This window comes from Hafnia alvei, from assembly GCF_900095695.1.
GTDB classification, from domain to species: Bacteria; Pseudomonadota; Gammaproteobacteria; order Enterobacterales; family Enterobacteriaceae; genus Hafnia; species Hafnia alvei_B.
Map to the genome: position 1 here is coordinate 1 of NZ_FMIQ01000009.1, position 15,870 is coordinate 15,870.

General features: G+C 47.7%; 12 protein-coding genes and 2 tRNA genes. 2 read left to right on the forward strand and 12 right to left on the reverse strand.

The window, feature by feature from the left end; genetic code table 11:
* Positions 1-4 precede the first annotated feature (4 nt).
* The 12 genes from BN1044_RS03915 to mltB form a co-directional block, all read right to left on the reverse strand.
* Positions 5-81, reverse strand: a tRNA-Arg gene (locus BN1044_RS03915).
* Positions 82-85: 4 nt separating this feature from the next.
* Positions 86-178 (reverse strand) — tRNA-Ser (locus BN1044_RS03920).
* Between the two features lie 359 nt (positions 179-537).
* Positions 538-723, reverse strand: coding sequence for a carbon storage regulator CsrA (gene csrA, locus BN1044_RS03925; RefSeq protein ID WP_004091602.1), 186 nt, complete (start codon positions 721-723; stop codon positions 538-540).
* Between the two features lie 244 nt (positions 724-967).
* Positions 968-3,595, reverse strand: a complete 2,628-nt coding sequence (gene alaS, locus BN1044_RS03930; RefSeq protein WP_072307641.1) for an alanine--tRNA ligase — start codon at positions 3,593-3,595, stop codon at positions 968-970.
* A 134-nt stretch (positions 3,596-3,729) separates the two neighbouring features.
* On the reverse strand, positions 3,730-4,170 hold the full coding sequence (recX, locus tag BN1044_RS03935; protein ID WP_072307642.1) for a recombination regulator RecX: 441 nt from the start codon (positions 4,168-4,170) through the stop codon (positions 3,730-3,732).
* 66 nt (positions 4,171-4,236) lie between these two features.
* Complete coding sequence (gene recA, locus BN1044_RS03940; protein WP_025801550.1) at positions 4,237-5,289, reverse strand: recombinase RecA; 1,053 nt, start codon at positions 5,287-5,289, stop codon at positions 4,237-4,239.
* 68 nt (positions 5,290-5,357) lie between these two features.
* A complete protein-coding gene (gene pncC, locus BN1044_RS03945) occupies positions 5,358-5,852 on the reverse strand; it encodes a nicotinamide-nucleotide amidase (RefSeq protein ID WP_072307643.1) in 495 nt (164 codons plus the stop codon).
* 127 nt (positions 5,853-5,979) lie between these two features.
* Positions 5,980-7,116, reverse strand: a complete 1,137-nt coding sequence (locus BN1044_RS03950; protein WP_072307644.1) for an ROK family transcriptional regulator — start codon at positions 7,114-7,116, stop codon at positions 5,980-5,982.
* Positions 7,117-7,184: 68 nt separating this feature from the next.
* Positions 7,185-8,342 carry an N-acetylglucosamine-6-phosphate deacetylase gene (locus tag BN1044_RS03955; protein ID WP_072307645.1) on the reverse strand — a complete coding sequence of 386 codons (1,158 nt, stop codon included), beginning with the start codon at positions 8,340-8,342 and terminating at the stop codon, positions 7,185-7,187.
* On the reverse strand, positions 8,335-9,111 hold the full coding sequence (locus BN1044_RS03960; protein WP_072307646.1) for a 6-phosphogluconolactonase: 777 nt from the start codon (positions 9,109-9,111) through the stop codon (positions 8,335-8,337). Before BN1044_RS03960 ends, BN1044_RS03955 begins: the two co-directional genes overlap by 8 nt.
* Positions 9,112-9,129: 18 nt before the next feature.
* Positions 9,130-10,653, reverse strand: coding sequence for a sodium:solute symporter family protein (locus BN1044_RS03965; protein ID WP_072307647.1), 1,524 nt, complete (start codon positions 10,651-10,653; stop codon positions 9,130-9,132).
* Between the two features lie 253 nt (positions 10,654-10,906).
* Positions 10,907-11,980: a lytic murein transglycosylase B gene (mltB, locus tag BN1044_RS03970; protein WP_072307648.1), complete on the reverse strand. Its 1,074-nt coding sequence runs from the start codon at positions 11,978-11,980 to the stop codon at positions 10,907-10,909.
* A gap of 531 nt (positions 11,981-12,511) precedes the next feature.
* Between mltB and BN1044_RS03975 the strand changes: the two genes are divergently transcribed.
* Positions 12,512-13,342, forward strand: a complete 831-nt coding sequence (locus tag BN1044_RS03975) for a winged helix-turn-helix domain-containing protein (protein WP_175421585.1) — start codon at positions 12,512-12,514, stop codon at positions 13,340-13,342.
* 350 nt (positions 13,343-13,692) lie between these two features.
* A partial coding sequence (locus tag BN1044_RS03980) for an autotransporter outer membrane beta-barrel domain-containing protein (RefSeq protein WP_175421586.1) occupies positions 13,693-15,870 on the forward strand: 2,178 nt, incomplete at its 3' end.

The following is a 15,870-nucleotide window of genomic DNA, read 5'->3' on the forward strand; positions in this document are numbered from 1 at the left end:
AATATGGTGCACCCAGGAAGATTCGAACTTCCGACCGCTCGGTTCGTAGCCGAGTACTCTATCCAGCTGAGCTATGGGTGCAAAATGGCGGTGAGGCGGGGATTCGAACCCCGGATGCAGCTTTTGACCGCATACTCCCTTAGCAGGGGAGCGCCTTCAGCCTCTCGGCCACCTCACCTTACGCATATCTTTCGATGCGTGCTGACTAACTTTGTTTAAGCTCATCGGCACTGCGTGGCGCACATATTACTTTCTGGGGTTTATAAGTCAAACATTTTTTCGAGACTCTGATTCGTTTGTGTAAAACACAGACAAAAAGCGCGATTTTAAGGCAAGCTGTTGATTTAATAATCACGAAATCAGCGTATAGCTCAGCTTAAATCTAAAAATGGATAGACAGAAAAAACGAAAAGAAGCGGTCTGGAGAAAGATAAAACGAAAGAAAGTTGAAAATGAAGGTATAGCAGAGGGAGTTTAGAGCGCAAATAACTGATTTAGCGTTAGCGCCCCGCAATGATGCGAGACGCTACACTAGGACTAGTAAGTCGTCTGTTGAGACTTTTCGGCCTGAATACGTTGGTAAATTTCTTCACGATGGACAGAAACCTCTTTCGGAGCATTTACACCGATGCGAACTTGGTTTCCTTTAACACCTAATACAGTGACCGTTACCTCATCACCAATCATGAGGGTTTCACCCACTCGACGAGTCAAAATTAGCATTCTTTGCTCCTTGAAAGATTAATTAGAGTCGGGTCTCTCAGCTTCCCCGCCATTATCCGTCATCTATTGTACCTATAACAAGTTCATAATGTGTAAGCAGATTAGGCTGGTCCACACTGTATGTACAAGTTTAGTCCAAAAGGTATACACCGTAGTAATTTTTATAACAAGCACGTTAACTAAAAAACAAAAAACGCCATACCTGACAATAAGATATGGCGTTTGTTTTTTGAACTACCTTAAGTTACAGCTTATCTGCAACCCAAGCTTCAACGCCTGCAAGCGCCTGAGGTAATGCAGCAGCATCGCTACCACCTGCCATCGCCATATCAGGGCGTCCACCGCCTTTACCACCAACCTGCTGAGCGACCATACCAATCAGCTCACCCGCTTTCACTTTGGCAGTAAGGTCTTTGGTTACACCAGCGACTAAGCTGACTTTACCTTCAGCGGTAGTTGCCAGAACCACAACGCCAGAACCAAGCTGATTCTTCAGCTCATCAACCATCGTGCGCAGCATTTTGGCTTCTACGTTATCCAGATGGCTAACCAAAAGCTTAACACCTTTAACATCAACGGCTTTGCTGGAAAGTGATGCACTTTCCTGAGCGGCCTGCTGATCTTTAAGCTGTTGCAGCTCTTTTTCCAGCTGGCGAGTTTTATCCATAACGGCACGGACTTTATCCGCAACGCTATGAGCATCACTCTTCACTAACGATGCAGCTTCACGTAAAGCGTCGGCGTCTTGATGCATAACGGCAATCGCACCTTCGCCTGTTACGGCTTCAATACGACGCACGCCAGCCGCAGTACCCGCTTCAGAAGTGATACGGAACAAGCCGATATCCCCGGTCTGACGCGCATGAGTACCGCCACACAGCTCGGTGGAGAAATCACCCATGCTCAGCACTCGAACGCTTTCATCGTACTTCTCACCAAACAATGCCATCGCGCCTTTCGCTTTAGCTTCATCGAGATCCATGATATTGGTCTCGATCGGCAGATTGCGGCGAACCTGAGCGTTGACGATATCTTCAACCTGACGAATCTGTTCAGGTTTCATGGCTTCAAAATGAGAGAAATCGAAACGCAGGTTACGATCGCTTACCAATGAGCCTTTCTGAGAAACATGATCGCCCAACACTTGACGCAAAGCGGCATGCAGTAAGTGCGTTGCTGAGTGGTTCAAACGAATACGGCTACGACGAGCTTCATCGATCGTCGCCTCAACGCTGTCCCCCACCTTCAACGAACCCTGTGCAACTTTCCCCTGATGTCCAATCGCTTGACCATACTTCTGAGTATCGGTTACGACAAAGCTCACGCCTTGCGCTGTCAGTTCGCCTTTATCGCCGACCTGACCGCCGGATTCAGCATAGAATGGGGTTTCGTTTAGAATAACCACACCTTCTTCGCCAGCATTCAGAACGTCAACCGCCTGACCATCACGGAACAATGCCGTCACGCTTGAACGCTGTTGGTTATGATCATAACCAGAGAACTTAGAGGCGCTATCAACACGGATCATGCTGTTATAGTCTGCTCCGAAGCCGCTCGACTCACGCGCACGACGGCGCTGCTCTTCCATTGCACGTTCAAAGCCAATCTCATCGACTTTCAAATTACGCTCACGGCAAACGTCAGCGGTCAGATCCAGTGGGAAACCGTAGGTATCGTACAAACGGAAAGCCGTATCACCATCCAGCGTATCGCCGGTCAGCTTTGATAGCTCGTCATCCAACATCGCTAAGCCGCGTTCCAGAGTGCGGGCAAACTGTTCTTCTTCAGTTTTCAGAACCTGTTCAACCATTGACTGTTGGCGTTTCAGCTCATCAGCAGCAGAGCCCATCACATCAATCAGTGGGGCAACCAGCTTATAGAAGAAGGTCTCTTTCGCGCCCACCATATTACCGTGGCGCACAGCACGACGGATAATACGACGCAGCACATAGCCACGGCCTTCGTTCGAAGGCAGTACGCCGTCGGAAACCAAGAACGCACAAGAACGAATGTGGTCAGCAATAACGCGCAGTGACTTGCTAGACAGATCGGTGGCACCGGTCACTTTTGCCGTTTCGGCAATCAGCGTACGGAACAGATCGATGTCATAGTTGGAATTAACGTGTTGCAGAACAGCGGCAATACGCTCCAATCCCATACCGGTATCAACAGACGGTTTTGGTAACGGCAGCATGGTGCCATCAGACTGACGGTTGAACTGCATGAAGACGATGTTCCAGATCTCAATATAACGATCGCCATCTTCTTCAGCGCTTCCTGGAGGGCCACCCCAGATGTGGTCACCGTGATCGTAGAAAATCTCGGTACATGGACCACAAGGACCGGTATCCCCCATTTGCCAGAAGTTATCTGAAGCAAAAGGAGCACCTTTGTTGTCGCCAATGCGAATGATACGTTCGCGTGGCACGCCAACTTCGTCAGCCCAAATGTTGAAGGCTTCATCGTCGGTTTCATACACGGTCACCCACAGTTTTTCTTTGGGCAGGTTAAACCAGTTTTCACCGGTTAACAGCTCCCATGCAAACTGGATGGCATCATGCTTGAAATAGTCACCGAAGCTGAAGTTACCCAGCATTTCGAAAAATGTATGGTGACGTGCGGTATAACCGACGTTTTCTAAATCGTTATGTTTACCACCTGCACGCACACAACGTTGAGACGTTGTTGCACGGCTGTAGTTGCGTTTATCGATGCCGAGGAAAACATCCTTGAATTGGTTCATACCCGCATTGGTGAATAACAACGTAGGGTCGTTATTCGGAACCAGAGAACTACTCTCTACGATCTGGTGTCCTTTGCTATGGTAGAAATCGAGAAACGCTTGACGGATCTCAGCGGTACTCTTGCTCATAATTGTCCCGGAGTCAGGCTAAAAGAACTGTAGTGAACAGACCCTCTCGCAATTGACTGCAAGTCGGCCGCGCACAAACATAAAGTGGGAATAAGATAAATTTTCTTCACTGGGAAGTAAAATCCCGCGTGCATTCAATCCGACAAATTGGAGAAAACAGCGTAAATTTCTTCCTGAAAGAAGCCTCGGTACAATAAAAATCGCTGCACCTTCGCTTTTTCTTTCCATTCTTGGGGGAGAGTTTGACCAAACTTACGATGCGCAGTTTGTTTTGCTAATGCACTCCAATCAATATCTGACGACGCAAAAGCGCCAAGGATAAGATCGCGAGCAATGCCTTTCATACCTAATTCTTGCTGAATTCGTTGTACGCCATAGCCTTTTTGGCTGCGCATCACGAGATAGCGCTCAGCAAACCGACGATCGTCTAGCCAGTTATGCTCATGGCAATAAGCGATGGCTTGTTCAACGTCCTCTTCAGAAACGTCTTGCGCCGCAAGTTTGCGGCGCAATTCAGTTTCGCTATGATCGCGTTGACCAAGTAACCGCATCGCCCGATTCAGTGTTTCAGTCACTCAGTCGTTCCTCGAGGCGGTACTCTATACCCGCATTGCGGGTATATTCTCAAGCACGGCGCGTGATTACGCGTCGTCTTCCAACAGCTCTTCATCAGCTGAAGGCTTATGGTTTGCGTTCTCTGCGGCTGCATGGCTCAACAACATTTCACGCAGTTTGGTATCTAACTCGGCACGAATAGCAGGGTTTTCCTGCAAGTATTTCATGGAGTTTGATTTACCCTGTCCAATCTTGTCGCCGTTATAAGCGTACCAAGCACCTGATTTATCAACCAGCTTATGCTTAACACCCAGATCGATCAGTTCGCTTTCTTTAGAAATACCCGCGCCGTAAAGGATCTGGAATTCAGCCTGACGGAATGGTGGGGCAACTTTGTTTTTAACCACTTTCACGCGTGTTTCGTTACCGACAACTTCATCGCCATCTTTAATCGCGCCGATACGGCGGATATCTAAGCGAACAGAAGAGTAAAACTTCAGCGCGTTACCACCGGTGGTGGTTTCTGGGTTACCAAACATGACGCCGATTTTCATACGGATCTGGTTGATGAAGATAACCAAGCAGTTAGCGTTCTTGATATTAGCGGTCAGTTTACGCAGCGCCTGAGACATCAAACGCGCCTGTAAGCCGACATGGGAATCGCCCATCTCGCCTTCAATTTCTGCTTTTGGCGTCAGCGCAGCAACGGAGTCCACGACGATAACGTCAACCGCACCTGAACGCACCAGAGCATCACAAATTTCTAATGCCTGTTCGCCGGTATCTGGCTGAGAGATCAGCAAATCATCAACCTGCACACCTAACTTACCGGCGTAGATTGGGTCCAGCGCATGCTCAGCATCGATGAACGCACAAGTTTTGCCTGCCGCCTGTGCACTGGCAATAACCGACAGCGTCAGCGTGGTTTTACCGGAAGATTCTGGCCCGAAGATTTCAACCACACGGCCCATCGGCAAACCGCCAATGCCCAGAGCAACGTCCAGACTCAGAGAACCTGTAGATACAGAATCAATATCCAACGTCTGGGTATCACCAAGACGCATAATAGAACCTTTACCGAACTGCTTTTCAATCTGGCCTAACGCAGCGGCTAGAGCCCTTTGTTTGTTCTCGTCCATCTGTTACTCCATGCATAGCGAACCTGAAATTGGTGTTGATTATACTGTATAGTCATACAGTATCAAGCCTATTTTTCAAGAAACTCATTAAGCGTTGTTTGCAATGAAAAAACAACAGCTTGCAAGCGAATTGACTCACGGTCCCCGGAAAATTGTTGTTTTACAGCTAAAATTCGTCCTTCGCGGTCAGCAAAACCAAACCATACGGTACCCACCGGTTTAGCTTCCGATCCCCCATCAGGGCCCGCAATACCACTTACCGACAGCGCCAGATCGGCATTCGCAGCGTGCAAAGCGCCTTGCGCCATCTCACGTACGGTCTCTTCACTCACCGCGCCAAATTCATCCAACGTGGCTTCTGAGACACCAAGCAAATCATGTTTGGCGGTATTGCTGTAGGTGACGAAACCGCGATCAAACCAAGCCGAACTGCCAGCAATATCCGTAATGGATTTCGCCACCCATCCCCCGGTGCAAGACTCTGCGCAAGTTATCCATAGCCCTTGCTCTTTCAACTTATTGCCAACCAACATACTTAACTGATGTAAATGGTGCTCACTCATAAATAGCCCTTTGGCACAAAAGTTGTGAAACGATACTATCACTCATGCTGTATGCAGATCAGCCCATGCCCTTCTTTTTGCGGGATGTGTTTAGAAGAGAACTTTATCTGCTCGAAATAGCATTAAATCAAGTCAGTGAGACGTGTTCGAAGCGCTGGATCATCGCTAATGCTAAGCCCTGAGCTGGTTTAAACCGCTCGGTGGTGAAAGTGATGTGAGTACGGCTAAAAGGGAAAGTGAGCGTAAATTGTTGGGTAGCCGCCAGAGTATGCTCAACAAACAGCGGTTCTAAATTGTAGGGACAGTCGATCAGCAACGTTTTCGGATTAATCAGATGAATGATTTGACTCAGCGCCTTACCCAATAATTGCCCAGCATTGACCATAATCTCATCTACGTGTTCACGAGATTGTTGACGATTATCCCAGCTAAGCCCTGTCTGACGCTGGCCCAGTTGCGCATTGATAGCCGATAAGCTGATTAATGATTCGAGACATCCCTGCTGTCCACAGGTGCAGGTTGGCCCCTGCGGCAAGACGGCTAAATGTCCAACCTCACCCGCCGTCCAACTTCCTCCTGAGTAGACCCCTTGCCGAGTCAATAACGCGCCGCCAATGCCCTCGCCAATACGAAGATAAAAACAAGTTTCATTTTCACCTGGAATTTCACCTTGACGTGCAATCAGCGCTGCCGCTTTAACGTTATTCCATATATCTACAGGTACTGAAACGGCCTTAGCTAAGGTTGAAAGTAGTTCGACTTTCCCCCATCCAAGATGTGAAGAGACATGCAGGATCCCCAATTTTTGATCCACAATCCCAGGAAAACCGATGCCAACCCCCATCAAAGCAGGATAGTTTTGCTGTAATCGCTGACAGTGGCGAGCAATCTCAACCATCACTTTTTCAGGTCTTGATGTGTCAAGATCGATAGTTTGTTCTTCGACAACTTCACAAAAATAATTACACGCCATCCAGTGTAAGCGATGACGTTCAATCATAATGCCTGCAGATATAATAGCCTCAGGTTTCAGCGCGATATGAATTTTAGGCCGGCCAATACTGTTAGTTTGCACAACACCCAGCTCTTCTACGTACCCGAGTGCCAGCAGATCTTCAACAATCAAAGAGATGGTATTTTTACTCAATCCTAGTGCATGAGAAATATCCAAACGAGAGCTGATCCGCTGATGACGCAAATAAGACAGTACACGTTTTTCATTGTACTGCCGTAACAGCGCGGGCCCCTTGCCTGAGTCTTTCATGCCGTCATTTTCCATCGAGGTTGACCATAGGCACGCATTATTACATAACGCTGAATCAGCTCGTCAACCTATTCCCCACACCAAACTCTCACACCATTTTTATAGGTTGCTAGCGGAACCAGTGACTCGTCTGCGGCTGGCTGTAGCATTACGGCATCAAATGGAGCGCCAACGACCAACCCAAATCGCACAGGTAAATTCAGACGCGTAGCAGGACGTATCGAAGCCATTTCTAACGCACAAGCACGCGAAACTATAGAATTTTTTATTAGCAAATTGACGCCATATAATAACCCCTGTGCGGAACCTGCAAGCAGGGCGGGATTGTCAGCCATAGACAGTCGCCCTGAAGAACTCAGTACCACACTTCCACCAATGTGCGACTGATAAAGCCCCGGCGGCATACCGGCATGACAGGTTACATCGCTGACCAACATCGCACGCTCACCTTTGGCTCGAATAAATACCTTAAGCACTGAAAGGGGCAAATGTTCACCATCGGCAATCATCGCGCACCATAAATCATCTTGCGCCAATTGTTCCCAAATATAGTTGGGATGCCGCGGCAATACCAAATGCGCACCATTGCCAAGATGGGTAGACATTCCTGCGCCAGCGCGCACCGAGGAGGCGATTTGCTCTACGCTGGCAGCAGTATGCCCAATGGAAACGACTACATTTTGTTGGCAACAACGTCGAATAAAATCATCACACCGTGGCCATTCAGGCGATAAAGTGATCAATCGAATCCGCCCTTCTGCGGCCTTCTGCCAACGCTGAAATAATGCCCAATCAGGGGCTTTAATGTACTCTCGGTTGTGCGCGCCACGCGGTCCATCTTCCGCCGACAAAAATGGCCCTTCCAGATGAATCCCCGCAATGCACTGCTTAACTAGCGAGAGCTCCCGACAAGCGCTAGCCAACGTACGCACCATCTGCTCAATTTCCTGGTCATTGTTAGTGATCACTGTGGGCAAAAAAGTGGTGACACCTTGCGACCATAGCTGGCGGGCCACCTGCTCTGATGCTTTCTCGGCAAAGGGAAAATGGTTGAAATCAATACCACCGTAGCCATTAACCTGCAGATCGACTAACCCAGGGGCTATCAGCGGCAAAGAATCATCCGCCGGCAAGGGTCGAATATGCTGAATAATGCCCCCGCTGGCGCTAATTTCTACGGGCTGATTGTTACGGTAATCCCTGCCACGCACTATCACCTCAGACATGAGGTACCTCCCCAAACCCATCAATGTCAGTGTACAGCGTGCAGGCTGGATGAGTCCGCAACGCCGTTGCTGGGCATGAAACTGACTTTGGATAATGCAACGTATCCGCGATAGCCTGGCGCTTATTTTCACCTGGCACCATACAAAATAGGCGACCAGCCGCCATCAGGGTTGGAATCGTCAATGTCAGCGCATGGGTCGGTACCGCAGCCAACGACGGGAAACAGCCATCATTGACCTGTTGCTGCCGACAGGTGGCATCTAATTCAACGATTTTCATCACATAGGGATCGTTAAAATCAGCAACAGGAGGATCGTTGAATGCCAGATGACCATTTTCCCCAATACCCAAACACACCATGTCGATAGGTGCTTGTTGCAATAGGCGCGCATAATCACGACACAGTTGCTCAGGCTCTCCTGACGATGGAATAAGGTGTACTTCTCCAGGACAAACCACGTCAAACAGATGTTGCTTCAGATAATGGCTAAACCGCGCTGCGGAGTCGGAAGGCAAGCCAATATATTCATCCATGTGAAAAGCGACCACTCTGGACCAGTCAATATTTTTAGCCTGGCTCAGTGCGGCCAAAAACTCATTCTGCGACGGTGCGGCAGCAAAGATAATCCGAACCTGCTGTTGCTGTGTCAGCAATTGCCTCAGATGTAGTGCCGCATCTGAGGCAGAAGATTCCCCCATTGCTTGGCGGCAAGGAAAAACCTGAACATTAAGCAGTTCAACCTGTTGGGTAAAGCATGGTGATATCATCTTATCGTGTCCTGTTGTTCATCGAGATTCACTTTGATATAGCGGTTCAACCTTAGGTAATGACGGATTTTCTATCTGGTCTTGATTCAGCGCATTGAGCAGGCTATCAACTTGCAGGCTCACCGGGCTACGGCGCAACCATCCACTTAACGTATATACCGCCAGTGACAACAACACCGGAATAGCCACGATTTCAGCGGTACTCATGCCAGGGATCACAAATTTTACTAAGAAGAACGCTACAACGCCGACGGCCCACGAGCTAATAGCCGCAGTGGCATTACATTTCCGAAACCAAGGAAGTAGCCCAAGCAGCATGGGGATCGAAATGGGCCCCACCAAACCGCCAAACCAAATGATTAATAAAGAGAGCACACCCCCGAAGCGGTTAGCATTTATAGCAATGAGCAAAGTAATCAGAATAAATAACACCACCGTCATTCTCGCAACCACCAGCGAAGATTGCCCAGAGCCGAAGCGACGCGGAAACAGTACCGGTAAAATATCTCGGGTCACCACTGCGGTGATAGCATTGGTGTCGGAGGAGGTCATCGATAAGGTATGAGTAAACATGGCCACCAACACTAGGCCAATCAGCCCGTTTGGTAATAACTGCATCGCCATAATGGAATAAGACTGCGAGGGGTCGGTAATATTCGGAAACAGAATGGGGGCTGCCCACATCGGATAAAACAGGATTAATGGCCAGATCAAATACAACGCCGCTGACAACAACGCGGCTTTGCGGGCATCTTTACCACGCGGAGAAGCAATAAATCGCTGTGCAAGATTCCACGTTCCTCCGTTGTAGCTCAGTGTATAAATCACAAAATAGGCCAAAATAAAGCCCATGGAATATGGCCCAGCAACAATGTCCGTATGGCCTGCCGGCAGTTTGTCCCAAATAGCGGGCAGTTGACTAAAGCCACCAAGGTGGAAAGCAACAGCGCCTACCATCACGATGGCCGCAATAAATTGCACAACAAACTGACCAAAATCATTACAAGCATCCGCCCATAAGCCACCGAGCACGGTATAAAACAAGCACAACACACCTGAAATACTAATACCGAAGACCGGGTCAAGACCTGTAAATACGTTGATGATGATTGCGATAGCAGCCCACTTAGCCCCAACGTCAAACGTCTTCAGTAATACACCGCTCCAAGCTAGGACTTGCTGAGTAGGCACGTTATAACGTGTAGCTAGGTACTCCATCGGTGATTCAATATTCATATGGATACGCAAACGTGCCCAGCGAGGGGCGAAAATAACCGACCCAATGAAGACCGCAATGGAGATGGGGAAAGCCCACCAAAAATAGATGGTGATGCCGTATTTATAGGCCACAGCGGCATAAGCGACGAACACCGCAGCGCTGTAGCCAGACATATGATGCGAAACACCCGACAGCCACCATGGCATTTTCCCTCCTGCTGCAAAAAAATCTTTGGTGCTGCCGACTTTACGCATAGCCCACAGCGTAATCATTACAATCATCAGCGCATAAAGCGCCATAACAACATAGTCTATCCCGTTCATCGCTAACTCCGGAGGCAAACCCACATTGGCGAATTCCGGCAGAAAAACGTGCCGGTCGATCAATTAATCCTAACTAAGGACCAATTAAACCTAGCACGCCGCATATGATCATTTTGTGAACATTATCACGGAGCTTTCTAATTTTTTTTAATCGGAATGGGACCTATCCTATAGGTGAAATTCCAGTCGCTCCAAAGAAAAAGAGCCACATCACGTGGCTCTTCTTCATTTTGATAGTGAAAGTCCAGCGCTCTTATCTGGCATTACTCACCGCTTCACCTAACTGCCACACAGCCATCGCATAGTGGGTGCTATGGTTGTAGCGGGTAATCGTGTAGAAATTCGGCAGACCGTACCAATATTGGTAGCCAGTGCCCATATCAAGACGCAACAGGCTTGCCTGTTGGTACCCATCTAGAGAACTTTGAGGGCTAAGGCCGGCCTCTGCCAACGCAGTGATGGAGTAGTTGGTCTTAAAGCCGTTCTCAAGCGTTGGGGCTTGCCCATTGGCTGGTACCGCCACTTTTTTGCCTGGTTGCCAACCGTGCGCCTTAAAGTAATTGGCCACGCTACCGATGGCATCTTCAGGATCCCACAGATTGATATGACCATCGCCATTGAAATCAACCGCATAGCTCTTAAAGGATGATGGCATAAATTGGCCATACCCCATCGCCCCCGCAAATGAGCCCTTCAGGTTCAACGGATCGTCGCCCTCTTCGCGCGCCATTAATAAAAAGGTTTCCAGCTCACCAGAGAAATATTCAGCACGGCGCGGATAGGCGAACGACAGCGTTGCCAAGGCATCAATAATGCGGGTTTTCCCCATGACGCGTCCCCAGCGGGTTTCAACACCAATAATGCCAACAATAATCTCTGGCGGCACGCCGTACACCTGCTGAGCACGCTGCAAAGCATCCTGATATTGATTCCAGAACACAACCCCATTTTGTACGTTATCAGGAGTAATAAACTTGCCGCGATAGCGCAGCCAAGCACCGTTAGGCCCTGCTGGCGGACGCGTGGTTGGCGCTTGTCTATCCATCAATTTGAGCACGTAATCCAAACGTTTGGTCTGCGCCAACACATCGTGCAACTGCTGACGATCAAAACCATGCTCGCTGACCATTTTGTCTACGAAACGGTTCATCGCGGGATCGTAGGCAAAATCTCCCATTTGCACTTGGCCCGAGTGGGAAGGATCCAGTAAAAAACCGCCCTTGGCCGTTTGCGGCGTAGTTTCAGTCACGTCGTTAGAGGATTTTGGCTTGCTGCTACAGGCAGATAGCAAGACAACAATAGGCAGGAGCGCAGCTAGATAACGCATCGAATATCCATCGCAATGCAAGAAAAAGTGACCGATATGTTAGCGCGTTGTCTGGGGGGTGAAAACTGGAATCTCATCCAACGATGCTAAACAGACGTAAAACAGAGACCACCATAATTAATGTTTTTTATACCCGCTCACGCCTGAACATAAGACCTCACAAAATATAATTAACACTGGGAAAAATCTTATTTTTCAAAACAGTACAGAACAATAAACTGATTTAACGCTTATTTATGAAATGCTATACCATTAAATCCTTCAGTTATATATTATTTCCATTGATAATAGATATAAGCTATAAATGTCCTACGCTCATCCATGGAACGGAGGACTTATAGCCACTATGAAAACATCTAATTATTTACTTAACGGTTGGCTACGCCAGTAAAATCAATTTATTCATAAGAATATAGCCAATTTCCTGCTGTGCTCATGCGCGGTACGATTTTTTACACACTAATTACCACCACTATGAAGCTGTTCACTGGCAATCGGGGGATGCCATTAGTCGGTGTTAACGAGGTGAATATGTTAGATGACATAAGTTATAAAATTAATGACCTAATTTTATTTACGCCAGCCACCAGCGCTTTATCTTTTGTGAAACAACCGGATATTGAGCCTATTCTTATATCCAATATCACTAAGCGACTATTATTACTGCTACTTACTCACCAAGGTGAAGTCGTTAGTAGAAATCTACTATTTCAGAAAGTATGGGATAATTATGGTTTAATATCCAGCGATAGTAATTTAAATCAATGTGTTAGCAAGTTACGTCGTTTAATAAAAAGCATGGGGCTAGATGAAGAGTTCATCACAACCGCGCCTAAAATGGGCTTTATGCTGCGTAGCGAAATACAAATTGAAGCAGAGAAGTGTGAGCAAGATGAAAATAATTCTCAGCAAGAACCGTCAATTACTGAGAGAACGCATAGTCCTCCAGTTCAGCCAATAGAAACGCTCTTTGTACAAAAAAAAATCAGCGGCAGGCGAAAAAAATGGCTGTTATTGGCAAGCATTACGCTAGCCGTTGTAATTCTTATTGCAACGTTATCCATTTACTATCTATCCATAAGTAGAGAAATTTACATTGGTAAAGTCGGTGAGTGTAAAACGTTTATTGCGGACAACTCCCTCTATAGCCCTATCACAGAGGATGCTCGCAATAACATACTGGAATTCCTAAAGGCAAAAGAAGTTCGCTGCAAACCTGACGACTATATTTTGGTCAATCGAAGCAATAGGGTAAACAGCTATATTTCTGACATATCGAGAATCTTTGTTGTTAAATGCAAAATTTTGCGTGAGAACAAAATAGAAATATGTGAAAGCATCACTAATGAAAGATCCCTTTAGCTAAATTAAATTATCTTTAACTTTTCTAATGCCCGTAATTCCTTCGGGCATTTTTATTTCTGCGACCGTCACCACTTAAAAAGCTAAATTCATATTAAAAGGCTTATCACATCAAGTTCCCGTCAATTAACCCCCACAATAAAACAAAACTTAAAACTTAATAAACATTAATCAAAACAAACAATAAGAATAAAAAACTGTAACCACACAAAATGACAGTTTAAAATTCCAATTAATTTTTATTGAGTTAGGATAAAGGCATAAAACTAAGGGTTATTGATGATTCTACTTACATGGATGGTTTCTCTGGTTAGAGGCATTCCTGAATGGAAGAAGAAGGGAGAATAATTATGAAGCAAGTACGCCCGTTAAAAATATCAATGCTTGCCAGCTGTATTTCAGCTGCGCTGATTGCCTTTTCTATTCCAGCTTATTCACTGCCGGTCTCATCGTTACCAGACGACATTCGGGCAAAAATCCCCAACGCCGCAAACACAGAATATAATGCCGTCGCAGGCAGTCCTAACTACGTCTATGTCTGGGCCAATGAGCCCGTGAGAGTCTATGGCGATGACGTGACGCTAAATGGCCCCGGAGGCGAAGCCTTCAAACACACTGTCATGATCAATAATAATACTCAGACAGGTGCCAGCATCGGGGTTATTTTTGGCGATAATTTCACGGCAACTTCTGACGGTGCCGACTACGACACCATCCGTACCCACGGTAATGCGAGCACGCCTGATAACCCTATGTTCGTCATTATTGACGATAACGCCAAAATTTATGCCAAAGGGTCATCCGGCGACGCTATCAACACTGGCTATACATCCTATAGTTTTACAAACGGCACTGGCGGGCTTGGTTCAGCTAATGTTTATGTGGGCAAAAATGCACATATTGAAACATGGGGTCGCTCTGGGCACGGAATATCTGTATCAGCCTTTAGAGACGGAACGCTTGCCGCAAACAGCGTAACCGTTGGCGATGGTGCAACAATCATCAGCCATGGCGATAGTTCCAACGCTATCCGTACCGCTCAATCAGGATCCAGCATTAAAATCGGCAATGATGCTCAACTTAGCACCTACGGCAGCAGCGCTTACTCTGCTTACGCGACATCATCTAGCCAAATAGAATTAGGCAAAAATGCCCTACTCAGTACCGAAGGAACCTCGGCTCACGCACTTTACGCTACCAGCTCAGCAAAAATTCTGGTTGATGACGGCATGACCATTACCACTATAGGGAGTAAAGCATCTGGCATTTATAGTTTTAATAAGGGCGAAGTGACAGGTGGCAGCAATAATACAATTACAACAAGCAATACAGATGCCTACGGTATCTACAGCTATTACGATGGCAACGTAGCGTTAGGGCAGACCAATATTATAACCTCAGGCAATACGGCCTATGGTATGTATGCATATTCAGGTAAAGCCACTGTAGGAGATGCGTCGTCTATCATCACAAACGGTGATGGCGCACACGGCGTATATGCACGTTTATACAATGCTCGATATACATCACCAGAGGTGACGCTAGGCGATGGCTCATCTATTCAGGTGAATAGCGCCAATGCAACTCACGGAATTTACAGCACGACAGCTGGCCTCGTCACTTTAGAGGGCGGGCTCAATGTGGCCACCGCAGGTCGCCAAACTGACGGTAGCTACGCACTCTATGCAGCCGGCGGCACCATCGATGGCTCCACCGGCGGTCAATATAATATTGACGGTGACATCAACACAGAAGGCACAGGCAGCCTTATCGATTTGAACCTAACCGACGGTTCAGTTTGGAACGGTGCAGCCTATCAAAGCAGCCTCGGTGAAAGCCGCGTAGCGCTGACCAATGCCTCATGGAATATGGACGGCGACTCCTCGGTGAGTGCGCTCACGCTAAATACAGGCAGCCAAATTAACTTTGCCCACAGCGATGCGGATCCAACATTCAAAACCTTAACCGTCACGGGCAACTACCACGGCGATGGCGGGCTATTGGTTATGAATACCCAGTTGGGCGATGATAACTCCCCGACCGACAAACTCGTTGTTACCGGTGATACCACTGGCTCCACTTATGTTGCGGTGAATAATGCGGGCGGCATAGGTGCACTGACCACCAACGGAATTAAAATCATCGAAGTTCAGGGTGATTCTAGCGGTCAATTCGTTCAGCAAGGACGTATTGTCGCAGGCCTGTATGACTATTATTTGCAGCGTGGTGATTCATCTTACACGCCGCCAACTCCTTATGATCCAGCGCAGTCAGCGCTAAATGACTGGTATTTGATTTCCAAACTTCCGCCTGTTGAGCCACCTGAAGAGCCTGAGCCTCCAGTCGTTGAACCGCCTGAAGAGCCCGAACCTCCGGTCGTTGAGCCACCTGAAGAGCCCGAGCCTCCGGTCGTTGAGCCACCTGAAGAGCCCGAGCCTCCGGTCGTTGAACCACCTGAAGAACCTGAGCCTCCGGTCGTTGAACCACCTGAAGAACCTGAGCCTCCGGTCGTTGAACCGCCTGAAGAG